The sequence below is a fragment of the Streptomyces sp. NPDC050416 genome, assembly GCF_044458845.1.
Classification (GTDB): domain Bacteria; phylum Actinomycetota; class Actinomycetes; order Streptomycetales; family Streptomycetaceae; genus Streptomyces.
The window spans coordinates 187,828-211,201 of record NZ_JBITII010000010.1 but is presented as its reverse complement, the minus strand read 5'-3'; the positions used below and the strand labels follow the sequence as shown (position 1 = coordinate 211,201).

At 71.3% G+C, this 23,374-nt stretch carries 19 protein-coding genes; 7 read left to right on the top strand and 12 right to left on the bottom strand.

All coding sequences use genetic code 11. From position 1 onward, the window contains the following. Nucleotides 1-121 precede the first annotated feature (121 nt). Nucleotides 122-976: a methyltransferase domain-containing protein gene (locus ACIBL4_RS28980; RefSeq protein ID WP_399414741.1), complete on the top strand. Its 855-nt coding sequence runs from the start codon at nt 122-124 to the stop codon at nt 974-976. Beyond that, nucleotides 973-1,305 carry a hypothetical protein gene (locus ACIBL4_RS28975; protein ID WP_399414740.1) on the top strand — a complete coding sequence of 111 codons (333 nt, stop codon included), beginning with the start codon at nt 973-975 and terminating at the stop codon, nt 1,303-1,305. The genes ACIBL4_RS28980 and ACIBL4_RS28975 overlap by 4 nt, the downstream gene beginning before the upstream one ends. A gap of 354 nt (nt 1,306-1,659) precedes the next feature. Here the strand turns inward: ACIBL4_RS28975 and ffh are convergent, their stop codons facing one another. The 5 genes from ffh to ACIBL4_RS28950 form a co-directional block, all read right to left on the bottom strand. Next, a complete protein-coding gene (ffh, locus tag ACIBL4_RS28970) occupies nt 1,660-3,210 on the bottom strand; it encodes a signal recognition particle protein (protein ID WP_399414739.1) in 1,551 nt (516 codons plus the stop codon). 83 nt (nt 3,211-3,293) lie between these two features. Further along, nucleotides 3,294-5,741, bottom strand: a complete 2,448-nt coding sequence (locus ACIBL4_RS28965; RefSeq protein ID WP_399414738.1) for a [protein-PII] uridylyltransferase — start codon at nt 5,739-5,741, stop codon at nt 3,294-3,296. A gap of 28 nt (nt 5,742-5,769) precedes the next feature. After that, nucleotides 5,770-6,108, bottom strand: coding sequence for a P-II family nitrogen regulator (locus ACIBL4_RS28960; protein ID WP_003993253.1), 339 nt, complete (start codon nt 6,106-6,108; stop codon nt 5,770-5,772). Beyond that, the gene (locus tag ACIBL4_RS28955) at nt 6,105-7,445 is read right to left on the bottom strand and encodes an ammonium transporter (RefSeq protein WP_399414737.1); all 1,341 of its coding nucleotides are present in this window, start codon (nt 7,443-7,445) and stop codon (nt 6,105-6,107) included. The genes ACIBL4_RS28960 and ACIBL4_RS28955 overlap by 4 nt, the downstream gene beginning before the upstream one ends. 339 nt (nt 7,446-7,784) lie before the next feature. After that, nucleotides 7,785-9,275 carry a hypothetical protein gene (locus ACIBL4_RS28950; RefSeq protein WP_399414736.1) on the bottom strand — a complete coding sequence of 497 codons (1,491 nt, stop codon included), beginning with the start codon at nt 9,273-9,275 and terminating at the stop codon, nt 7,785-7,787. Nucleotides 9,276-9,720: 445 nt separating this feature from the next. On the opposite strand from ACIBL4_RS28950, the gene ACIBL4_RS28945 reads away from it, so the two are divergent. Beyond that, complete coding sequence (locus ACIBL4_RS28945) at nt 9,721-10,386, top strand: bifunctional DNA primase/polymerase (RefSeq protein WP_399414735.1); 666 nt, start codon at nt 9,721-9,723, stop codon at nt 10,384-10,386. Nucleotides 10,387-10,496: 110 nt separating this feature from the next. On the opposite strand, the gene ftsY is transcribed toward ACIBL4_RS28945, so the two are convergent. Next, nucleotides 10,497-11,696: a signal recognition particle-docking protein FtsY gene (gene ftsY / locus ACIBL4_RS28940; RefSeq protein WP_399414734.1), complete on the bottom strand. Its 1,200-nt coding sequence runs from the start codon at nt 11,694-11,696 to the stop codon at nt 10,497-10,499. A 306-nt stretch (nt 11,697-12,002) separates the two neighbouring features. On the opposite strand from ftsY, the gene ACIBL4_RS28935 reads away from it, so the two are divergent. Then, nucleotides 12,003-12,974: an LLM class flavin-dependent oxidoreductase gene (locus tag ACIBL4_RS28935; protein ID WP_399414733.1), complete on the top strand. Its 972-nt coding sequence runs from the start codon at nt 12,003-12,005 to the stop codon at nt 12,972-12,974. Between the two features lie 52 nt (nt 12,975-13,026). Continuing rightward, nucleotides 13,027-13,248: a hypothetical protein gene (locus ACIBL4_RS28930; protein WP_399414732.1), complete on the top strand. Its 222-nt coding sequence runs from the start codon at nt 13,027-13,029 to the stop codon at nt 13,246-13,248. 238 nt (nt 13,249-13,486) lie between these two features. On the opposite strand, the gene ACIBL4_RS28925 is transcribed toward ACIBL4_RS28930, so the two are convergent. The 4 genes from ACIBL4_RS28925 to ACIBL4_RS28910 all read right to left on the bottom strand — a co-directional run bounded on the left by ACIBL4_RS28925 (nt 13,487) and on the right by ACIBL4_RS28910 (nt 19,784). Then, nucleotides 13,487-14,905 (bottom strand): sugar porter family MFS transporter, encoded by a 1,419-nt coding sequence (locus ACIBL4_RS28925; RefSeq protein WP_399414731.1) that lies wholly within the window; start codon nt 14,903-14,905, stop codon nt 13,487-13,489. Between the two features lie 222 nt (nt 14,906-15,127). Next, the gene (gene smc / locus ACIBL4_RS28920; protein ID WP_399414730.1) at nt 15,128-18,706 is read right to left on the bottom strand and encodes a chromosome segregation protein SMC; all 3,579 of its coding nucleotides are present in this window, start codon (nt 18,704-18,706) and stop codon (nt 15,128-15,130) included. Between the two features lie 210 nt (nt 18,707-18,916). Continuing rightward, nucleotides 18,917-19,120 (bottom strand): hypothetical protein, encoded by a 204-nt coding sequence (locus tag ACIBL4_RS28915; protein ID WP_003993245.1) that lies wholly within the window; start codon nt 19,118-19,120, stop codon nt 18,917-18,919. 382 nt (nt 19,121-19,502) lie between these two features. Next, nucleotides 19,503-19,784 carry an acylphosphatase gene (locus ACIBL4_RS28910; protein ID WP_399414729.1) on the bottom strand — a complete coding sequence of 94 codons (282 nt, stop codon included), beginning with the start codon at nt 19,782-19,784 and terminating at the stop codon, nt 19,503-19,505. 161 nt (nt 19,785-19,945) lie between these two features. Between ACIBL4_RS28910 and ACIBL4_RS28905 the strand changes: the two genes are divergently transcribed. Together ACIBL4_RS28905 and ACIBL4_RS28900 are read left to right on the top strand one after the other, a co-directional pair. Continuing rightward, nucleotides 19,946-21,088, top strand: a complete 1,143-nt coding sequence (locus tag ACIBL4_RS28905; RefSeq protein WP_399414728.1) for a CAP domain-containing protein — start codon at nt 19,946-19,948, stop codon at nt 21,086-21,088. 72 nt (nt 21,089-21,160) lie between these two features. Beyond that, on the top strand, nt 21,161-21,559 hold the full coding sequence (locus tag ACIBL4_RS28900) for a winged helix-turn-helix transcriptional regulator (RefSeq protein ID WP_399414727.1): 399 nt from the start codon (nt 21,161-21,163) through the stop codon (nt 21,557-21,559). On the opposite strand, the gene mutM is transcribed toward ACIBL4_RS28900, so the two are convergent. After that, the gene (gene mutM / locus ACIBL4_RS28895) at nt 21,549-22,409 is read right to left on the bottom strand and encodes a bifunctional DNA-formamidopyrimidine glycosylase/DNA-(apurinic or apyrimidinic site) lyase (RefSeq protein ID WP_399414726.1); all 861 of its coding nucleotides are present in this window, start codon (nt 22,407-22,409) and stop codon (nt 21,549-21,551) included. The genes ACIBL4_RS28900 and mutM overlap by 11 nt on opposite strands. A gap of 115 nt (nt 22,410-22,524) precedes the next feature. Next, nucleotides 22,525-23,361, bottom strand: coding sequence for a ribonuclease III (rnc, locus tag ACIBL4_RS28890; RefSeq protein WP_399414725.1), 837 nt, complete (start codon nt 23,359-23,361; stop codon nt 22,525-22,527). Nucleotides 23,362-23,374 lie beyond the last annotated feature (13 nt).

The following is a 23,374-nucleotide window of genomic DNA, read 5'->3' as shown; positions in this document are numbered from 1 at the left end:
TTCCACTGGACGACAGGTCGAGGGGGGAGTTTCCTGGCATACGGGGGTAGTGCGAGCGCACTGTCACGGGGGCCATGGAATCGGGCAAGAGGCAACTCTCGGCGGATTGGGGCGCTTACTTATGACACCTACGCTCGTGCGGCAGCACCTGCCTCACGCGGGGTCCGCACCCCGCGTGGACCTGCGTGCACGCGCGCGTGACTGGTCCGAAATCCAGGAGCGGATGCTCGTACCGCTCTACGAGGCCGTCTACGAGCGACTGGACGTGGGTCCCGCGACGCGGCTGCTCGGCCTCGGCTGCGGTTCCGGGCTCGCCCTGCTGATGGCCGCCGCCCGGGGAGCGGCGGTCACCGGTGTCGACGCTTCCCCCGAAAGAATGGCCCTCGCACGGGAGCGACTGCTGCCCGAGGGCGGGGCCGGGCGCGCGCGTGACGGCAACCGGCTGGTCGACGGCTCGCCCCGGGACACGGCGGAGCCGGGCGCTCCGGCGTACACCCTGGTGACCGCGTTCGAGCCGATCGGGTGCCTGGCGGGCGACTCGGAGGGGCTGGGCGGGCTGCTCGCGGAGGCGACGCCGCTGGCGGGGCGCGGAGCGGCCGTGGTGCTGGCCGGCTGGGGTCCGCCGGAGCGGTGCGCGACGACATCCGTGCTGCGGGTCGCCACCAAGCTGGCGGAGCCGCTGCGCAGCGCGGGCAGCTGGCGCCCCGCCCTGCGCGACGACCTGGAGGACGTCGCGCAGCGGGCCGGTCTCAGGCCGGACGGGTCGGGGCGGGTGGCGTGCCCCTTCGGGTACGCCGATGTGGACAGCGCGGTGCGCGGGCTCAAGTCGACGGGGCTGTTCGACGCGGCGATCACGGCGACGGACCAGGTGCAGGTGGACAAGGAGCTGACCGAGGCTCTGCATCCGCACCAGCGGCCGGACGGGACGGTGTGGATGCCGAACGTATTCCGGTATCTGATCGCCCGGACGCCGTGACGGGATCGCCCGGACTCCTTAGCGAACACCTCGTCGCGCCCGTCGCCGTCCTCGCTCTGGCGCTCACCGCCTGCGTGGGCGGCGGCGACAAGGCCGACGCGAAGAGCCCGGACACCGGGAAGGCCAAGGTCTTCCCTTCGCCGGAGCCGTCTTCCGGCGGTGACATGGACAGCGGCGAGAGCGCCACGGGCAAGGTCGCGGAGGACCCGGGCGAGGTCACCTACGAGGTCGTGGCGCAGAAGGTCGACTGGGCACCGAGGCGGAGGCGGCCAAGGCCGTCTCGGAGCCGGACAAGGTCAAGGGCAAGGTGCTGGCCGTCGCCCACGTGAAGTACACGCACAAGAGCGGGCCCGCCCTCACCGACGGAACCGACGTGGACGACGGCACCACGGTCTTCGCCGACGGACAGCGCGAGGCAACATCCTCATCGGCGCGTCCGAGGACGCGACGGGCTGCGAGGACCCGTACGACGTCGAGAGCTGGAAGAAGGGCGAGAACCACGTCTTCGGCGAGACCTACGTGATCCCGGCGAACGCCAAGAACGTCGAGGTCCACTGGTCCGAGGAGGACGGCGAGCTCTACATCTGGACGTTCCCGAACGCCTGACCGACAGGCCATCGACAGACCACCGAGGGCGCCCCCTTTGCGAAAGGGGGCGCCCTCGGTGTCGTGCGTGCGGGCCGTCAGCCCATGAACTTCTTGAACTCGTCGGGGAGTTCGAAGTCCTTGGCGCCCTGCTGCGGCAGCCCGAAGGCGCCTCCGCCCTCGGCGGCGGCCGCACGCCGGGCGGCGGCCTCCTGCTCCTGCTGCTTGCGCTTCATCGGGTTGCCGGAGCGCTGCTTGCCCTTGGCCTGCTTCTGCTTCTTCTTGGTCCGGCCGGGTCCGCCGCCCATGCCCGGCATCCCGGGCATCCCGGGCATGCCGCCGCCCTGGGCCATGCGGGACATCATCTTGCGGGCCTCGAAGAACCGCTCGACCAGGTTCTTCACCGCGCTGACGTCGACACCGGAACCCCGCGCGATACGGGCGCGGCGCGAGCCGTTGATGATCGTCGGCTCCTGGCGCTCGGCCGGGGTCATCGACTTGATGATGGCGGCCGTGCGGTCGACGTCCCGCTCGTCCAGGTTGTTGATCTGGTCCTTCATCTGGCCCATGCCCGGGAGCATGCCGAGCAGCTTGGAGATGGAGCCCATCTTCCTGACCTGCTCCATCTGGGCCAGGAAGTCGTCGAGGGTGAAGTCCTGGCCCTTCTTGGAGGCCAGCTTCTCGGCCATCTTCTGGGCTTCGGCCTGGTCGAAGGTCTTCTCCGCCTGCTCGATCAGGGTGAGCAGGTCACCCATGTCGAGGATGCGGGAGGCCATCCGGTCCGGGTGGAAGGCGTCGAAGTCGTCGAGCTTCTCGCCGTTCGACGCGAACATGATCGGCTTGCCGGTGATCTGCCGGATCGACAGGGCCGCACCACCGCGGGCGTCACCGTCGAGCTTGGAGAGCACCACGCCGTCGAAGCCGACGCCGTCGCGGAAGGCCTCGGCGGTGTTGACGGCGTCCTGACCGATCATCGCGTCGACGACGAACAGGATCTCGTCGGGGCTGACCGCGTCCCGGATGTCCGCGGCCTGCTGCATCATCTCCTGGTCGATGCCCAGGCGGCCGGCGGTGTCCACGATCACGATGTCGTGGACCTTGGACTTGGCGAACTCGATGGAGTCCTTGGCGACCTTGACCGGGTCGCCGACGCCGTTGCCCGGCTCCGGCGCGTAGACGCTGACGCCCGCGCGCTCGGCGACGACGCTGAGCTGGTTCACGGCGTTCGGGCGCTGGAGGTCACAGGCGACCAGCAGCGGCGAGTGGCCCTGCTCCTTCAGCCAGCGGCCGAGCTTGCCCGCGAGGGTGGTCTTACCGGCACCCTGCAGACCCGCCAGCATGATCACGGTGGGCGGCTGCTTGGCGAAACGCAGCCGCCGGGTCTCGCCGCCGAGGATGGTGACCAGCTCGTCGTTGACGATCTTGAGGACCTGCTGGGCGGGGTTCAGCGCCCGCGAGACCTCGGCGCCGAGCGCGCGCTCCTTGACGTTCTTGATGAACGTACGGACGACCGGCAGCGCCACATCCGCCTCGAGGAGCGCGATCCGGATCTCGCGCGCCGTGGCGTCGATGTCCGCCTCGGAGAGCCGTCCCTTGCCGCGCAGGTTCTTGAAGGTCGCTGAGAGGCGATCGGAAAGAGTATCGAACACGGCGCTCGCGGTCCTCGGGGTCGGAGACAGACTGGGGAATCGCCCTCCAGGGTATCCCGGCGTGACAAGTCGCCGGGTCGCCCTCACCCACGCAGTGTCTCCTCCAGCTTCCGCGCCACCGACTCGGCCTCGTCACCGGGCAGCGGCACACCCTTCGGACCGGTCACGTAAAAGGCGTCGACGGCGTTGGCGCCGAGCGTCGAGACGTGCGCGCTGCGCACCAGCACGCTCGCGTCCTCCAGGGCGCGGCCGATGCGGAACAGCAGGCCCGGGGCGTCCTGGGAACGGACCTCGATCACGGTGGCCAGCCGGGAGGCGGCCGGATGGACCGACACCCGGGGCGGCGGGGCCACCACGCCCCGGCGGCGCGGATAGGCCGCGTCCCGTTCGGCGAGACGGCCGGCGATGTCCAGGGAGCCGTCCAGCGCCCGCACGAGGTCGGCGCGCAGGCGGGTGGCCTGCGGCAGGGAGCCGTACTCGGCGGCGACCCGCCAGTCCAGCAGCAGGACCGAGCCGTCGACGCCGTCCGGGAGGGTCAGGGACCGCAGCTCCGCCGTCCGTACGGTCAGCCGGTGCATGGCGAGGACACCGGCCACCGCGGGCAGCACACCCGGCTGGTCGGGGACGGCGATGAGCAGCTCCACGCCGAGCGGCTCGGGGTCGCCGGAGGGCTCCTGCCCGGCGGGCGGTTCGGTCTGGGCCCGCAGGGAGAGGACCGGGCTGCCCGTCGCGACCGCCTCGATGGCGAGCCGCTCCTGCTCGGCCGTCGGCGCGGCGTCCTCGGGATCGTCCGGGGCGTCCCCGGCGAGCACCGCCGAGACCCGCTCGACCAGGTCGGCGACGAGCGAGCCGCGCCAGGACGACCAGGCGGCCGGGCCGGTGGCCAGGGCGTCGGCCTCGGTGAGCGCGTGCAGCAACTCCAGGGTGCTCTGGGAGCCGACGGCCTCGGCGACCGAGCGCACGGTGGCCGGGTCCTCCAGGTCGCGCCGGGTGGCCGTCTCGACGAGCAGCAGGTGATGGCGGACGAGGGTGGCCACGACCGTCACGTCGTGGCGGTCGAAGCCGATGCGGGCGGCCACGTCCTTGGCGATGATCTCGCCGGCCACCGAGTGGTCGCCGGGCCAGCCCTTGCCGATGTCGTGCAGTAGCGCGGCGACCAGCAGCAGGTCGGGACGGCTGACGCGGCGGGTGAACTCGGAGGCGCGCACGGCGGTCTCGATGAGATGCCGGTCGACGGTCCAGATGTGCACGGCGTTGCGCTGCGGACGGCAGCGCACCCGCTCCCAGTCGGGCAGCAGCCGCGTGATCAGCCCCTCGGCCTCCAGGGCCTCCCAGACCTCGATGGTCGGGCAGCCGGAGCCCAGCAGGGTGACGAGCTGTTCGCGGGCCTCGGCGGGCCAGGGCGTGGGCAGCGGGCGCACGGTGGCCGCCATGCGCCGCACGGCATGCAGGGAGAGCGGGAGTCCGGCCTGGGCGGCCGCGGCCGCGGCGCGCAGCGGCAGCACGGGATCGCGCTCGGGGCGTGCGGCGCGGGCGAGCACCACCTCGCCGTCCTGCTCCACGACGCCTTCGGCCAGCGGGGAACGCTCGGCGGTCGGCTTCCCGCCGCCCAGCATGGCGCGCAGCCGGGGCCGCACGGCGCGCGACCGCAGGACACGTCCCACCTCGCGCCAGGTGACGTCACTGGCGTACGAGATGAGCCGCGCCGCCTCGTACACCTGCCGCAGCAGCGTGTCCGCGTCGAGCAGGCCGAGCTCGGCGGCCACCTGGTCCTGCTCCTGCAGGGCGAGCCGGTCGGTGGCCCGCCCGGTGGCCAGGTGCAGGGCGTCCCGTACGTCGAGGAGCCGGCGCCGGGCGTCGGCGAGGCCCTCGCGCGGGGCGTCGGCGAGCCAGGAGGCGGCGACGGCGCGCAGCGCGGTGGCGTCGCGCAGCCCGCCGCGGGCCTCCTTCAGGTCGGGTTCCAGGAGGTACTGCAGCTCGCCCTGGCGCTCGGCGCGTTCGGCGCACAGTTCCTGGAGTTCGGGGAGGCGTTTGGGCGCCTGGTTGCGCCAGTCGGCCAGCACGGCCGTACGGAGCCCGGCGGTGAGGCCGAGGTCACCGGCGAGGTGCCGGGCGTCCAGCAGGCCGAGCTGGACCTTGAGGTCCTCCCCCGCGGTCTTGCGGGCCTCGGCGGGCGTTCGGACGGAGTGGTCGAGGGCCAGGCCCAGGTCCCACACCGGGTACCAGAGCCGGTCGGCGAGCGCGGCGACCGCCTTGGCGTCACTGCCGTCGTGGAGCAGGAGCAGGTCGAGGTCGCTGCGCGGGGAGAGCTCGCCGCGGCCGTAACCGCCGACGGCGACCAGGGAGACCCCGCGCAGCCCCTCCGCGCCCGCCGCGAACAGGCCGGTGAGCCAGTCGTCCGTGAGGTCGGCCAGGGCCGCACGGCGCGGCGGCCCGGACCGCGCCTCCTCGGTGAGGAGACGCAGCCGGGCCGCCGCGTAGCCGCTGGGTCCCGAATCCTCTGCTTCCTTCTGCACGTCCGTACCCGTCACCCAGCGACTCCTGTTCTGTTTGCCTGCCTCAGAGCGCGTCGGGGCCGCGCTCGCCGGTCCGGACCCGTACGGCCGTGTCGACCGGGATGGACCAGACCTTGCCGTCACCGATCTTGCCGGTGCGGGCCGCCTTGACCACGACATCGATCAACTGCTCGGCGTCGTCGTCCTCGACCAGGACCTCGATGCGGATCTTCGGGACCAGGTCGACCGTGTACTCGGCACCGCGGTAGACCTCGGTGTGGCCCCGCTGACGACCGTAGCCGCTGGCCTCGGTGACCGTCAGGCCGTGCACTCCGAAGGCCTGGAGGGCTTCCTTGATCTCGTCGAGCCGGTGCGGCTTCACGACGGCGGTGATGAGCTTCATGCGTCCACCTTCTTGCTCTCGGCTCCGGCCACGGCGGCCGCGACGGCGGTCTTGGCGGCACCGCCACCGGCACCGCTGAAGTCGTATGCGGTCTCGGCGTGCTCGGCCTGGTCGATGCCGGCGATCTCGTCGTCCTCGGGGACCCGCATACCGATGGTCTTGTCGAGGATGAAGGCGAGGATCGCGGAGACGATCAGCGAGTAGGCGAGCACCGCGAAGACACCGGCGCACTGCTTCCAGAACTGGGTCAGGCCGCCGCCGTAGAAGAGGCCCGCGACGTCGGACTGGCCGTGGCCGCTGGCGAAGAAGCCGATCAGCAGGGAGCCGACGACACCGCCGACCAGGTGGACGCCGACGACGTCGAGCGAGTCGTCGTAGCCGAACTTGTACTTCAGGCCGACGGCCATGGCGCACAGGACACCGGCGATGACGCCGACGGCGATCGCGCCGAGCGGGCTGACCGCACCACCGGACGGGGTGATGGCGACCAGACCGGCGACCGCGCCGGAGGCGGCGCCCAGCGTGGTGAACGCTCCGTGGCGGATCTTCTCGTAGGCGAGCCAGGCCAGCATGGCAGCGGCGGTGGCGACCTGCGTGTTGACGAACATCAGCGCGCCGACGCCGTCGTCGTTGCCGAGCCACGAGCCGGCGTTGAAGCCGAACCAGCCGAACCACAGCAGACCGGCGCCGAGCATGACCAGCGGCAGGCTGTGCGGACGCATCGGGTCCCTCTTGAAGCCGACGCGCTTGCCGATGACCAGGATCACGCCGAGCGCGGCGGCACCGGCGTTGATGTGGACCGCCGTACCACCGGCGAAGTCGATCACACCCAGCTCGAAGGCCCAGCCGCCGGCGCCCCAGACCCAGTGCGCGACCGGGAAGTAGACGACCGTGGCCCACAGGGTGATGAACAGCGCCCACGCGCTGAACTTCACGCGGTCGGCGAGGGCGCCGCTGATCAGGGCGGGCGTGATGATGGCGAACATCAGCTGGAAGACCATGAACACGAAGATCGGGATCGTGTAGCCGTCCCACAGCTGGGTCAGGCCGATGTTGCTGAGGCCGAGCCAGTCGGAGTTCCAGCCGATGAGGCTGCCGGAGTCGGTGCCGAACGCCATGGAGAAGCCGTACAGCACCCACAGGATGGTGACGATCCCGAGGCTGATGAAGCTCATCATCAGCATGTTCAAGGTGCTCTTGACGCGGACCATGCCTCCGTAGAAGAAGGCCAGGCCCGGGGTCATGAGCATCACCAGGGCGGAACAGATGAGCATGAACCCTGTGTTGGCGGCAGACAGCTTGGGTGCTTCTGCGGCAAGGGTGATGGCTGGTGCCATCGGCGTCTCCTCGTCGTTGGTACGGCCCCGTGCGGGCGAAGCCTCGAGCGGAATGAGGGGTGGGCCGGTTATGCGCCACGAGATTGGCGCAGCGCGGTTTCGGTGGAAGCCCCTCGTTGTTTCGCCGCCGTGACGAAGGCGCTCTGTGTGTTACGCCTCGATGAACTGCCGGATCGCGGGCGCGTCGATCGTTATCGTGACGCAATCTTCCGCGAGGAAGCAGGTCCGGCCGCGGTCGGCCTTCCGATGACCTGGCATGGGGGAGCCGAGTCGGGCAGTTCGGGAGGGCCGGCCGCGGCCGGGGTTCAGGGGGTGGGCGGATTCTCGGAGGAGGGCAGCTCAGACCGCCTCTGCCGTCTCGGGCAGCTCGGCGGCGAGCCGCTCGGTGAGGTCGACGACCTCGCCCAGGTCGCCGAAGTCGCGTACGGCCGTGTCGACCGTCTTTCGAATACGAGTGTTGACCCGCTCGGAGCGGACCTTCTTGGCGACCTGCATGGCCTGAGAGGCGTAGACCGTGCACTGCTCGGGCTCGCGCCGGAGGAGGTTCACCGTGGCCATGCCGATCAGGTTCAGCGCGTACGACCGCTGGTGCTCGCCGTCCTCGGCGAAGAGCTCCACGGCCCGCTTCATCAGGGGCTCGGCCAGCGAGGCGTACGTCGGGCTGCGGCCGGCGACATAGGCCAGGTCGCGGTACGAGTGCGAGTTCTCGCCGTACAACTCGGCCTCGGAGAAGAAGCGGATCCAGTCGGGGTCGGGCTCGTCCCACTCGTCGGCCTCGGCGAAGGTGTCCTCGGCCATCCGGACCGCCCGCTTGCACTTGCCGGGCTGGCCCATGTTGGCGTAGGCGCGGGCCTCCATCGCATACAGCATCGACTGGGTGCGCGGGCTCGCGCAGTCCCGGCTGCCGTACTGCGCGAGGTGGATCAGCTCCAGCGCGTCGTCGGGCCGGCCTAGGTGGATCATCTGCCGGCTCATGCTGGACAGCACATACGAACCGAGAGGCCGGTCACCGGCCTCCTTGGCGGCGTGCAGCGCGAGGACGAAGTACTTCTGGGCCGTCGGTTGGAGCCCGATGTCGTACGACATCCAGCCGGCCAGCTCGGCGAGCTCGGCGGCGACCTTGAACAGGCGCCGGGTGGTGGCCTCGGGCTGAGGCTCCTGGAGGAGGTCCGTCACCTCGTGGAGCTGGCCGACGACCGCCTTGCGGCGCAGGCCGCCGCCGCACTGGGCGTCCCACTGCCGGAACATCACCGTCGTGGACTCCAGAAGGTCCAGCTCCGGCTTGGAGAGCCGGCCGCGGGCCCGCCCGGAGGCGCCGGCCGCGGGCTCCGGCTCGGAGCGCGGGGCCGGGGGCGAGGGGACGAGCCAGCGCTGCATGGGCTCGATGAGGGCCGGGCCCGCAGACAGCACCAGCGAGCTCCCGAGGAAGCCGCGCCGCGCCAGCATCAGGTCGCTGCGCGAGAACTCGCTGAGCAGGGCCACGGTCTGCGGGCCCGTCCACGGCAGGTCGACGCCGGTCGCGGAGGGTGACTGGCGCGCGGTGCGCAGGCCCAGGTCCTCGACGGAGACGACGACGCCGAAGCGCTCCGAGAACAGCTCGGACAGGATCCTGGGGATCGGCTCGCGGGGGTTCTCGCCGTCGAGCCAGCGGCGCACGCGCGAGGTGTCCGTGGAGATGTGGTTGGCGCCCAGCTGGCGGGCCCGGCGGTTCACCTGGCGGGCGAGCTCGCCCTTGGACCAGCCGCTGCGCACGAACCAGGAGGTGAGCAGCTCGTTCGGGCGCTTGTCAGCGTGTGCAGCGTTTGTCCCGCTTCCGCCGTTGCCGCTCACTGGAACGCCCCCATCCCTGAGACCACTTGTCGCCGAGTGCGCCAAGCCCTATCAGCATGCCGTCTCGTACGGCCGTCCGTCCGGCCCTTGTCACCCTTCGAACGGAATACCGACTTGCCTCCGGCATACCCACGAGTGCATGTGCCCCCAGGACTCGTGCACACAAAGTAATCCTACGATCACCCGTCCAGCCACGCCTCACACGGAAACGCCACCATTCGCCACCCCTTCGAATGAACTCACGTGCGCGCGACCGCGATTCACTTGACACAGCACAACCAGGAGCGGGTGCAGCGATGCACTCAGGGGCGCGTGTCGCCGGACACACCACCCTGGGCACTTCCGGGCGCGGCGTGAACCGGTCGTCGCCGGGAAGGCGGGAACAGAGAGTCACGCATCGGGTCCGCAGCGTAACCACCGGTGCGTCGGACCCGTTGGAGGGGGCATGGGCTTCACGATCGGCATCAGCCGGGGCATGCGCGACATCCGGTCCGGCTCACGCCGCCGCGGTCGCACGTCGGACGGCACGGCCGTGGCCGAGTACACCGGGCTGTGGGGCTGGGACGTGGTGCCGGGGGCCCGGGCCGCCGCGGGCGCCTGCTCCTGCGGCCGCCGTGACTGTCCGGCGCCGGGCGCGCATCCGCTGGACTTCGCGCCGGTGATCCCCGCCGGGGCGACGCTGGACGACGTGACCAAGACCTGGGGCGAGTTCCCCGGCGCCTCGGTGATGCTGCCGGTCGGCCGGGCGTTCGACGTCATCGAGGTGGCCGAACCCGCCGGCTGCCGTGCGCTCGCCCGGCTGGAGCGCATGGGTCTGCCCGTCGGCCCGGTCGCGGCGACGCCGGACGGCCGCGCCCACTTCTTCGTCGCCCCCGGCGCCGCCGCCGACCTGCCCGGCCTGCTCTACCGCATGGGCTGGGACGACCCTGCCGCCCTCGACCTGCGCGGCCTCGGCCCCGGCGCGCACATCACGGCGCCGCCCTCCGACCGCGGCGGTCTCGGCCCGGTGCGCTGGCTGCGCTCCCCCGCCCTGGACTCGGCCTCCCGGCCGCCGGAGGCCCGGCTGGTGCTGGGCACGCTGGCGTACGTGGCACACCGGTCACGGGCCTAGCCGCAGCAGGGACGGACACGGCGAAGCGCCCGACCCGACGGTGTATCGGGGCGGGCGCTTCGCTACCGCATACGACGTTCCGGATGCGGCTGCCGGGCGGATGCCGCAGCTCACTCTCCGATAAGAGCGTCAACGAACGCCTCCGGCTCGAACGGCGCCAGGTCGTCCGCGCCCTCTCCGAGCCCGACCAGCTTCACCGGGACGCCCAGCTCGCGCTGGACCGCGACCACGATGCCGCCCTTGGCCGTGCCGTCCAGCTTGGTGAGGACGATGCCGGTGATGTCGACGACCTCGGCGAAGACCCGGGCCTGGACCAGGCCGTTCTGCCCGGTGGTGGCGTCGAGCACGAGCAGCACCTCGTCCACCGGTGCCTGCTTCTCCACGACCCGCTTGACCTTGCCGAGCTCGTCCATGAGGCCGGTCTTGGTGTGCAGCCGGCCGGCGGTGTCGATGAGCACGACGTTCGCGCCCATCTCCTTGCCCTCCTTGACCGCGTCGAAGGCGACGGAGGCAGGGTCGCCGCCCTCGGGTCCGCGCACGGTGTGGGCGCCGACGCGCTCGCCCCAGGTCTGGAGCTGGTCGGCGGCGGCGGCCCGGAAGGTGTCGGCGGCGCCGAGCACGACGCTCTGGCCGTCGGCCACCAGGACACGGGCGAGCTTGCCGGTGGTGGTGGTCTTGCCGGTGCCGTTGACACCGACGACCATCACGATGCCGGGCTTGCGGTCCTCCGGCTCGGTCTTGACCGCGCGGTCCATGTCCGGGCCGACCAGCGTGATCAGTTCCTCGCGCAGCAGGGTGCGCAGTTCGTCGGGGGTGCGGGTGCCGAGCACCCTCACGCGCTCGCGCAGGCGCTCGACCAGTTCCTGGGTGGGCTGCACGCCGACGTCGGCGGTGAGCAGCGTGTCCTCGATCTCCTCCCAGGTGTCCTCGTCGAGGTGCTCGCGCGACAGCAGGGTCAGCAGGCCCTTGCCGAGAGCGTTCTGCGAGCGGGAGAGCCGGGCCCGCAGCCGGACCAGGCGGCCCGCGGTGGGCTCCGGGATCTCGATCTCGGGAGCCTCGGCGGGCGGCTCCTCGACGACGACCGGAGCCGAGCCGTCCGGGAGATCCACCTCCTCTATCGTGCGCCGCGGTTCCTCCCGCGGCGTCTCGGCCTCGTCGCCGACGTGCGGCTCGGCCGGTGGGGCGGTGAGGTCGGGCGCTGCGGGCGGGGGCGGGGGCAGCTGCTTCTTGCGCCGACTGCCGACGATGAGCCCGCCGAGCGCGCCGAGCACGACCACGGCGATGACTACAGCAAGGATGACGATTTCCATAACAAGCCCAGTATGGCGTGACCGCACGCCCGGCCGTTCGTGTCCACGCGGGGCCGCGAAAGCCCTACCGGGCCGGGCCGGCCCGCGGTCCAACCTCGCGTCGGCCGGAAGCCCATCGGGGCGCAGTCACAACGCGTCCAGTATCAGCTGGGACTCGCAGGGTGCGCGTGCAGCGCCCCCAGGGTGTGTCACGGCCCATGCGGTGGGTCGTGACACACCCTTCTTTCCCCGGTGAGAGCATCTAGCCACCTGACGGCCCGTCAGCTATGGTCCCCGCACAGCCGCCGGTGAAGGGGGACACGTCCCATGCCCGTCTCGGTCGTACGCTTCAACCTCGTCGCTCCCGGGGCCGCCCCCGCCGAGCTCGGCGCCCGTTACCGGGCGGCCCTGGAGATGGCCTCGTACGCCGACGACCGGGGCGTGACCACCGTGCAGACCGAGGAGCACCACGGGGCCGGCAACAACTGGCTGCCGTCGCCGTTCGCCTTCGCGGGGGCCGTCTTCGGCGCGACCCGGCGTGTCGCGGTCACGGTCTCGGCGGTCATCGGCCCGCTGCACGACCCGCTGCGGCTCGCCGAGGAGATCGCCGTGCTGGACCTGCTGAGCGGCGGCCGACTGGTGACGGTCGCCGGGATCGGGTACCGGCCCGAGGAGTACGACCTGTTCGGCGTGGACTTCGCCCGGCGCGGGCGGCTCCAGGACGAGCTGCTGGAGACGCTGCTGAAGGCCTGGACGGGCGAGCCCTTCGCCTTCCGGGGCCGCACGGTCCGCATCACCCCGCGTCCGTACACCGAACCGCACCCCCTGCTCCTGGTCGGCGGCTCCTCCAAGGCGGCCGCCCGCCGGGCCGCCCGGCTCGGCCTGCCCTTCTTCCCCAGCGCGCATCTGCCGGAGCTGGAGGCGTACTACAAGGAGCGGCTCACCGAGTACGGCACCGAGGGCTGGGTGATGATGCCCGCCGCCGAGACACCGCTGCTGCACGTGGCCGAGGACCCGGACCGGGCCTGGGCTCAGTACGGGGAGCACTTCCTGCACGAGGCGCGGACGTACGCCTCCTGGCAGTCGGGCGGGGTGCGCTCGGCGGTGAAATCGACGGCGACGACGGTCGAGGATCTGCGTGCCGAAGGCGTGTACCGGATCCTCACGCCGGACGCGTGCGTGGCGCTGGGCCTGGACTCCTACGTGCTGCATCCGCTCGCGGGCGGGATGCCGGTGGACGAGGGGTGGCGCAGTCTGCACCTGTTCTGCGAGCAGGTGCTGCCCGGGCTGGCGGGCTGACACCCCCGATATCCGCTGGAACGCCGCCGCCCGTCGGTGATGCACGGCGCGCATGACGTTGGCGGTGGATGTGTTCGTGCGCGACACGGACGGAGAGTGGCGGGTCCTCGATGTCCCGGAGGGGTGCTCCGACTCGGCCGGCTTCGAGGCGTGGCGCCGGACGGTGTGGGGTTCGGAGGCGGTGCGCTCGCTGGGCGCCCGACACCTTCCGGTCCTCGCCGAGGACAACCTGTTCGTCGAGGCCGACGAGGTGCGCGGGCGAACCTCGATCTGATCGCCGCCTCCACCGAGCGGCCCCGCGGGCTCGCGGAGCGCCGGGACCAGCTCGACTCACGGCTGCGGAACATCGAGGCGACCGCGCTTCGTGCCCTGGAGAGCGGTGCCGGCGTCCTGATCTGGTGAACGACGGACCGCCGCCCGGCTCGGGCAGTGGCCGAACCGGGGCGGCGGCGGGTTACGGGGAGAGGGGCAGCGGGGACTTGGGCCCTCCTCCCCGAGTGTGCGGGACGGGCTCAGCCCATCTCCTCCAGGGCCTTGCCCTTCGTCTCCTTGACGAACTTCAGGACGAACGGGATGGAGAGCGCGGCGAAGACCGTGTAGATCACGTAGGTCGCGGAGAGGTTCCAGTCGGCCAGCGACGGGAAGCTCGCGGTGATCGCCCAGTTGGCGATCCACTGCGCGGCCGCGGCCACGCCCAGGGCGGCGGCGCGGATCTTGTTGGGGAACATCTCGCCGAGGAAGACCCAGACGACCACACCCCAGGACAGGGCGAAGAAGAGGACGAAGATGTGCGCGGCGATCAGGGCGATCCAGCCCTGCGTGGCGGGCAGCTTGCCGTCCACCAGGTGGTGCGAGAACGCCCAGGCCTCCAGCGCCAGGCCGACGACCATGCCGACCGAGCCGATGATCGCGAGCGGCCGGCGGCCGATGCGGTCGACGAAGATCATCGCGATGACGGTGCCGACGATGTTGATGATCGACGTGGTGAAGGAGTAGAAGAACGAGTCCGTCGGGTCGACGCCGACCGACTGCCACAGCGTCGAGGAGTAGTAGAACGCGACATTGATGCCGACGAACTGCTGGAAGACCGACAGGCCGATGCCGATCCAGACGATCGGCTTGAAGAAGAAGCTGCCGCCGAGCAGGTCCTTGAAGCTGGACTTGTGCTCGCTCTTCATGGCGTGCTCGATCTCGGCGACACGGGCGTCCAGGTCGACGTCCTTGCCCTCGACCTCGGTGAGGATCTCCCGGGCACGCTCGTGCTTGCCGACGGAGATGAGGAAGCGCGGGGACTCCGGGATGACGAAGGAGAGCAGCCCGTAGAGGACGGCCGGGACGACCATGACGCCGAGCATGACCTGCCAGGCCTCCAGGCCCATCAGCTTGCCGCGCTGATCACCGTCGGCGGCGTTCAGCACACCCCAGTTGACCAGCTGCGACACGGCGATGCCGATGACGATCGCGGCCTGCTGGAAGGAGCCGAGCCGGCCGCGGTAGGCGGGCGGGGCGACCTCGGCGATGTACGCCGGGCCGATCACGGAGGCCATGCCGATGGCGAAGCCGCCGACGACGCGCCACAAGGCGAGGTCGTACAGCGCGAAGGGCAGGGCGGAGCCGACGGCGCTGACCGTGAAGAGGACGGCGGCGATCTGCATGCACCGGATGCGGCCGATGCGGTCGGCGATGCGGCCGGCGGTCGCGGCGCCGATGGCGCAGCCGATGAGGGCGATGGCGATGACCTGGGCGAGAGCTGCGGAGCCGACGTCGTAGCGGTCCCGGATGGCCTCGACGGCGCCGTTGATCACGGAACTGTCGTAGCCGAAGAGGAAACCACCCATCGCGGCTGCCGCCGCGATGAAGATGACATGCCCGAGATGCTCGGGATGAGCCGCCCTGGCTCCGGACTTGGGTGCCTGCGCTGTGCTGGTCACGTGTACTCCTCGGGCCACCGGCAACGCTGCCGGAGCGAATCAGCCTTCGAGGTGCCACCTGAAGGTACCTGAAGGTAAAAGGAACGTTGCCGAGACTATGCCTTCAAGTTTCGAAGTCAATAGGTCACTGGCCATGAATCTGAGGCAGGAGTGTGTGAGAGATGTGTTCAAGTATTGAAGTCATTGAGGGTCGCAGGTGAGACAGGTGTAGAACACACCCATCTAGCGGAGACGCTGGCTGATGACCTTCGACACACCGTCGCCCTGCATGGACACGCCGTACAGCGCGTCGGCGACCTCCATCGTGCGCTTCTGGTGGGTGATCACGATCAGCTGGGAGGCTTCCTGGAGCTCCTGCATGATCCGGATGAGCCGCTGGAGGTTGGTGTCGTCGAGGGCGGCCTCGACCTCGTCCATGACGTAGAACGGGCTGGGCCGGGCCTTGAAGATCGACACCAGCAGCGCCACAGCGGTCAGCGACCGCTCCCCGCCGGAGAGCAGCGACAGCCGCTTGACCTTCTTGCCCGGCGGCCGTGCCTCGACGTCCACACCCGTGGTGAGCATGTTGTCGGGGTCGGTGAGGATCAGCCGCCCCTCACCACCCGGGAACAGCCGGCTGAAGACGCCCTCGAACTCCCGGGCCGTGTCCCGGTAGGCCTCGGTGAAGACCTGCTCGACACGCTCGTCGACCTCCTTCACCACCTGGAGGAGATCCGCCCGCGTCTTCTTGAGGTCTTCCAGCTGCTCGCTGAGGAACTGGTGGCGTTCCTCCAGCGCGGCGAACTCCTCCAAGGCCAGCGGGTTCACCTTGCCGAGCTGCTGGTAGGCGCGCTCGGCGGCCTTGAGGCGTCTCTCCTGCTCGGCCCGGACGAACGGGCGCGGCCTGTTGCGCGGGTGCTCCGGGTCCTGCGGCAGCTCCTCGCCCTCGGCGGGGGGCGAGGGCGGCACGAGCTGATGCGGTCCGTACTCCGCCACCAGCCCCGCCGGTTCGACACCCAGCTCCTCCAGCGCCTTGGTCTCCAGCTGCTCGATCCGCAGCCGCTTCTCGGCGCCGAGTACCTCGCCGCGGTGGACCGAATCCGTCAACTTGTCGAGTTCGGCCTTGAGATCGCGTCCCTCGGTGCGGGCACGGGCGAGTTCCTGTTCGCGGCGGGCCTTGGCGGCCTCGGCGGCGGTGCGCTCCTGGTCGGCCCGGGCCAGGGAGACCTCGACGTGCGCGAGCAGCTGCCGGGCGCCCGAGCCGACGGCCTCGGCGACGGCCGCCTCGTGGCGCAGGCGGGCCCGCCGCTGCTCGGCACGCGCGCGTGCCTCGCGCTCCGCGCGGGCGGCCCGGTCCAGGGAGTCGGCCCGTCCGGCCAGGCCCTTGACCCGTTCCTCGTGCGTACGGACCTGGAGGCGGGCCTCCATCTCCGTCTGCCGCGCGTTGGCACCGTCGGCGGCGAGCCGGTCCCGTACTGAAGTGTCGGGCTCCTCCTCGATCGGCATCTCCTCGGCGACGGCGAGCCGCTCGGCGAGTTCCTCGACCTCCTGCAGCGCCTTGTCGAGGGCCTCCTGGGCCCGGGCCGCGGCGGCGGTGGACCGCTCGGCCTCCCCCGCCGCGCCTCGCGCCTGCCCGGCGAGCCGGCCGAGCTGCTGGGCGACGGCGGACTTCTCCCGGTCGGCGGCCCGGCGCCGTTCCCCCAGCTCCTCGACCAGCGCGGCGCACTCCCTGCGGCGTTCCACCGCCGCCTGCTGGGCCTCGGTCAGCGCCTCGCAGCGGACGGCCAGCTCTTCCAGCTCCGCGGCTGCCTCGTCCACGGAGGCCTGTACTTCGAGGAGGCTGGGGGCGCCTGCGGAGCCGCCGTGGGCGAAGTGGGCGCCGAGGAGGTCGCCTTCGGCCGTTACGGCGGTGAGGTCGGGGTGGGCGTAGACGAGGTCTTCGGCGTCCTCCAGGGTGCTGACGACGACGATTCCTTGCAGGAGGCGGCGGACTGCGGGCATCAGCTCAGCAGGGCCGCGGACCAGGTCGGCGGCGTAGGTGTGTCGTGCGTCGGCGGGTGCGTCGTGGCCGTTCGCGCAGTTCCCCGCGCCCCTGAGGTCGGAGGCTCCTGCCAAGAGCAGAGTCGCCCTGCCCCCGTCCTGTTTGCGGAGGAGTCTGATCGCGTCGGCCGCCGAGGCCGGGGACGTCACGGCGATCGCGTCCGCCGCTGCACCGAAGGCCGCGGCGAGCGCGACCTCGTACCCGGGGGTGACCGTCAGGAGTTCCGCCGCCGGGCCGAGGAGGCCGGAGAGGCGGTCCTTCGCCGCGAGCAGTATCCCGGTGCCGTCCTTGCGGCGCAGGCCGAAGGCCAGGGCCTCGTGGCGGGCCTGGGTCGCGGCGCGCTTGCGTTCCGCCGCCGTGGTCGCCTCGCGGGCTGCCGTGAGGGCGGCCTCGGCCTCGGCGAGCTGCTGCTTCGCGGACTCGTACCGCTCGGCGAGTTCCGCGTCGCCGGCGTCCAGGCCGTCCACCTCGGCCTTGAGGGCCTCGTACTCCTCCTGGGCTGCGACGGCACGTTCCTGCGCCTCGTCGCGGGCGGCGGCCAGGCGTTCGATCTCGGCCTGGGCGGAGGCGGCGCGGGAGCGGGCCGCGTTGACCTGGCCACTGAGCCGGGCCAGGCCCTCGCGCCGGTCGGCGATGGCCCGGGCGGCGTCCTTCAGGCGCCGTTCCTCCTGGGCCAGGGCGCTCTCCAGCTCGGCGCGGTGGGCGACCGTGTCCTCGAGGGCGCGTTCAGCCGCCTCCAGGGCCGCTTCCAGCTCGGCCTCCTGCTCTCGGATGCGGGCGGCCTCGCGCTCCATGTCCTCCGGGTCGCGGCCGCGCCGTTCCTCGGGGGGCACGGAGGTGGCGCTCTTCACGCGGGCGTCGGCCAGCGAGATCGTGCCGCGCACCCGCTCGGCGAGCTGGGAGAGCTCGTACCAGGTCTGCTGAGCGCGCTGCAGGCGTGGCGTGAGCTGCCGTACCTCGTCCTCCAGGAGCGCCTCCCGCTGGAGCGCCCTGCGCAGCTCCTGCTCGGCGGCCTCCTTGCGTTCCTTCAGCGCGGCCTCGTCGGCGACCTCGGCCTTGAGGGCTTCCCGGAGCCGTACGAGGTCGTCGGCCAGCAGGCGCAGCCGGGCGTCACGCAGGTCGGCCTGGATGACGGCGGCCCGGCGCGCGACGGCGGCCTGGCGGCCAAGGGGCTTGAGCTGCCGTCGAAGCTCGTCGGTGAGGTCCTGCACGCGCGCGAGGTTGGCCTGCATCGCGTCCAGCTTGCGCAGCGCCTTCTCCTTGCGCTTGCGGTGCTTGAGGACGCCGGCGGCCTCCTCGATGAAGGCCCGGCGGCCCATCGGGTCGGCGTGCAGCACGGAGTCGAGCTGGCCCTGCCCGACGATGACGTGCATCTCGCGGCCGATGCCGGAGTCGGAGAGCAGTTCCTGGATGTCGAGGAGGCGGCAGGTGTCGCCGTTGATCTGGTACTCGCTGCCGCCGTTGCGGAACATGATCCGCGTGATGGTGACCTCGGCGTACTCGATGGGCAGGGCCCCGTCGGAGTTGTCGATGGTCAGGGACACCTCGGCCCGGCCCAGCGGGGGGCGGCCGGTGGTGCCGGCGAAGATGACGTCCTCCATCTTGCCGCCGCGCAGCGACTTGGCGCCCTGCTCGCCCATGACCCAGCTGAGCGCGTCGACGACGTTGGACTTGCCCGAGCCGTTCGGCCCGACGACGCACGTGATTCCCGGCTCGAACCGGAGTGTGGTCGCCGATGCGAACGACTTGAACCCGCGGAGGGTCAGGGCCTTGAGGTGCACGCCGCTGGACTCTACCGGCCGGGTCCGTCTCACTCCATGAACCCGCGGTTTCGCCGCTGAACGCACAGGGCACATCAGACGTTAAAGACGGTGAAAGGATGCGGGGGCAAGAAAGAAGGGACGCCTAGGGCGTCCCTTGCACTTCTGACAACTCAGCGGTTGTGACGGGCGGCCCAACCACTGCGGTGCTGTTGTGGAGCGGTGCAGTGATCAGGTGAGCGCAGGCTCCGCCTGGTGTGCGTCAACGCTCTCCATGATCCTGTCGTGAGAAGCGGCAGCCGTCAGCGCCTCGTTCTCGGCCTGGATCCGTACGAGTTCGGATTCCAGGTCCTGGACGCGCTGCTGGAGCCGTCGCATCTCGGCGAGGAGTCGAGGGTCGGAGCCGCCGACGTAACCGAGAAGCGCCTTTGCCATGATGGATGGTCCTCCACAATGAGTGACCGACCGATGCGGTGTGGGTCGTGAGGGATTCCGCACCCGCAGTCTTGGCAGGGCCTGGAGTTGTGCTGCCGTTCAGCCATGCCAAACAGCTAGGTGCGCGGGGTGCTTTCAGCGTCTCACCAAAAAGTTTGACGGTCAACACGATCACGCCCCGTATTGGCGGCGACCCGGGCGCGCACGGCCTGGAACGGCGATGCTGCGGCTACTTGCGGGGCCTTCGGGGCGTGACGATCATCCTTGCGGGTGCGACCTGCCAAGGCAAGTGATTCTCGGCAATCACCAGCAAGTTTCCGTTCGGGGAGGCCCTCGGTGGCCGGTCCGCGGGCGGCCCCGGAGGCCGCCCGGCGGCGAGGGGTCAGCGGATGGCGAAGCCCTCGTAGCCCCCGCGAGGTGTGTCCCAGATCTCGGTGACCCCGTCCACGCGGCCGGGCGTGTCGCCGCTCTGAAGCCACTCCAGCAGGCCTTCGCAGCCCTCTCGCACGCCCTCCGCGACCACTTGGACGCGTCCGTCGCCCAAATTGAGAGCAAAACCACTCAGGCCGCCGATCTCCAGGGCCTTGGCTCGCGTGAACCAGCGGAAACCCACACCTTGGACGCGTCCACGCACCCAGGCGACCAGTCGCACATCCTCGCTCATGACTGCAACCTAACCGCCCGAACTCGCTCCGGGCACTTCCTCCACTTGCGCCATGCGGTACCGTCCCCACCCAACGAATCTCATATGAAACTCACACGATCGAGTGAGTTTGGTGTTGATCTCGAGGACGAGTCGACCGCCAGGACGAGGAAGGCCAGGACATGGGACGCCACCGACGCTCCGCCGCCGGCCGCGCCGCCACGGGCCGCGCCACGGCGATCACGCAGGCCGACGGCTCCGTGGCAGGGCACGACCCGCTGCACTCCCCCGCGGGAGACGGCCCGGCGACGATGGGCATCGCGCCCTACCTGAACCCCGAGGCGTACGCCGGCACCTACGCGAGGAGCGAGGCCTACCTGTTCGCGACGGGCGCCTCCGAGCCGGGTGACGGCTACGACGTCCGGAGCGCCGACACGGCCGTCTTCGCCTCCGACGGCTTCACGCCCGACGGCGGCGCCCGGCGCCCCGGCTCGCACCGCCGCCGGAAGAAGCCCGCACGGCCGATGCGCACCGGGCTGCTCGGCGTGTCCGCGGCGGTCGCGCTCGGCACGGTCGCGGTCGCGACGGGCGCGGTGCCCGGCCTCGAGAACTACCAGCTCGGTGGTGGCGGCGGCGCCGACAAGGTGCAGGCCGGGGACACTCCGACCAACAGCCCGATCGAGCAGGGCGGCACCACCGGCAGTGCCGACGACCGGGACGGCGCGCCCACGAGCCGGGACACCGAGCGCTCCCTGTCGCCGTCGCCGTCGGCCTCGAAGTCGTCGGCCGCGCCGACGAAGACGCCGGAGAAGCCGGAGAAGGCGCAGGAGAAGACCCCGGAGAAGAAGCAGCCGGCGGCCACCCCGCGCGAGAAGCCGGACACCACCCCTTCCCGTACGGCCACGAGGGCGCCGCAGCCCCCCAGCGCGTCCGCCGCCCTCTCCGGGGAGTCCGCCGCCGCGGCCCAGGTGCTCAAGCTGGTGAACGACGAGCGGGCCAAGGTGGGGTGCAGCGCGGTCGCGGCGAACAGCGCGCTGACCGACCTGGCGCAGAACTACAGCGAGGACATGGCCGCGCGGGGCTTCTTCGACCACACCGACCCGGACGGCAGGACGCCGTGGGACCGGGCCGAGAAGGCCGGGATATCCAACCTCGGCGGGGAGAACATAGCCCGCGGCCAGGCCGACGCCGCGGCCGTGATGGACGCCTGGATGAACAGCCCCGGCCACCGCGCCAACATCCTGAACTGCGACTTCAAGACGCTGGGCGTCGGTGTCGAGTTGGGGCCGGGCGGCCCGTGGTGGACCCAGAACTTCGGATACTGAGCCCATACGGTGGCGCTAACCAACAGTTAGCGCCACCTGTCGGTTAGCGCTGTGCTGGCGTAGGCTGGGCATATGACCACCACCCAGGAGCCCACGGCGGGGCTGGACGACCTCCCGTACAACGTGTTCGCCAAGGCCTGCCCCTCGCGCGGCACGCTGGAGCACGTCACGGGCCGCTGGGGCGCACTGACGCTGGGCGCCCTGTACGAGGGTTCGCTCCGCTTCAACGAGCTGCGTCGCCGCGTCGACGGCGTCAGCGAGAAGATGCTCTCCCAGACGCTGCACGCGCTGGAGCGCGACGGCCTGGTGCACCGCGAGGCCCAGCCGACCAACCCGCCCCGCGTGGACTACGAACTGACGCCGCTGGGCCGCGGCGTGGCCGAGCGGCTGCTGGCCCTGATCCACTTCGTGGAGGGCAGCATGGACGAGGTCATCGCCGCGCGCGGGCGGTACGACTCCGCTAGGGCGTGATCCGCGGGGGCCGCTGGCACTTCGGGCAGTAGTAGCTCGAGCGGTTCATCCAGGGCCGTCGGCGTATCGGGGTGCCGCAGCGCCGGCAGGGCAGGCCCTCGCGGCCGTAGGCATCGAGGGACCGATCGAAGTAGCCGGACTCGCCGTTGACGTTGACGTACAGGCTGTCGAAGCTGGTGCCGCCCACCGCGAGGGCCGCGTTCATGACGTCCCGCACATGACCCAGGAGCAGCAGGCTGCGCGGGCGGGTGAAGGTCGCGGTCGGGCGCTCGTAGTGGATACGGGCGCGCCACAGGGCCTCGTCCGCGTAGATGTTGCCGACGCCGCTGATCAGTGACTGGTCGAGCAGGGCCCGCTTGATCGTGGACCGCTTGCGGCGCAGCGCCCGGTGGAAGGCCTCGTCGTCGAAGAGCGGGTCGAGCGGGTCGCGGGCGATGTGGGCGATGACGTCGGGCAGGCCGTCGGGGGTGTTGTCGTGCAGCGACAGACCGCCGAAGGTGCGCTGGTCGACGAAGCGGAGTTCGGTGTCCAGGGCGTCGGTGAAGCGGACGCGGATGCGCAGGTGCTTCTCGTCCGGGGCCGTGTGCGGCTGGACCAGCAGCTGGCCGCTCATGCCGAGGTGGGCCAGGATCGACTGGTCCGTGTCCTCCAGGGGCAGCCACAGGTACTTGCCGCGGCGGCTCGGGACGCCGATGCGGTGGCCCTTGAGGCGGTGCGCGAAGTCGTCGGCGCCCGCGAGGTGGCGGCGCACCGCGCGCGGGTGCAGCACCTCGGCCTCGGCGACGGTCCGGTGGGCGACCCACCGCACCAGACCGCGCCGTACGACCTCGACCTCGGGCAACTCGGGCATGGGGTCCCCCGTCACAAACCTGTGGATGACCGAGCGCCCGCCCCGGGCAGGGGCGGGCGCTCGGGTCGCGCTGTGCTGTGCCGGCCGCCCGGCTCGCGGTGCCGGGCGGTGGCTGTCAGCCGTCGACGCTGCCGTCGACGGCCGTGTGGGCGGCCTGAGCCGCCGCCGTCTGCGTCGCCTCGGCGGCCTTCGCCGCCTTGGCGCGCTCGTCCGCCGCGGCCCGGATGGACCGCCACGCGGACTCGGCGGCCTGCTGCTCCGCCTCCTTCTTGCTGCGGCCGGTGCCGGTGCCGTACGAGACGCCTCCGACGCGGGCAGCAGCAGTGAAGGTCTTCTCGTGGTCGGGGCCGGTCTCCGTGACCAGGTACTCGGGCACGCCGAGCCCCTCGGTCGCGGTGAGCTCCTGGAGACTGGTCTTCCAGTCCAGGCCGGCTCCGAGGTTCGAGGATTTCTCGATCAGGGGGTCGAACAGGCGGTGCACCAGCTCCGCCGCCGAGTCCAGCCCCTGGTCGAGATAGACCGCGCCGATCACCGCTTCGAGGGTGTCGGCGAGGATGGACGCCTTGTCCCGGCCGCCCGTGCCCTCTTCACCCCGGCCGAGCCGGATGAAGGAGCCCAGGTCGAGCCCGCGGCCCACCTCGGCGAGTGCACGCGAGTTCACCACCGCGGCCCGCAGCTTGGCCAGCTGGCCTTCTGGCAGGTCGGGGTGGGTGCGGTACAGCGTGTCCGTGACGACCAGGCCGAGCACGGAGTCCCCGAGGAACTCCAGACGCTCGTTGGTCGGCAGACCGCCGTTCTCGTATGCGTACGACCGGTGGGTCAGTGCTCGCACCAGAAGGGCGGACTCGACCTTGTAGCCGAGCCGCCCTTCCAGAAGCGTGTGGGACGAGGCCTGGTTGTCCGCCGTTGCGTTCCCGCTCACGCGGGAAGACTTGTTCTTAGGCGTGGACACAGTGCCTCTCACC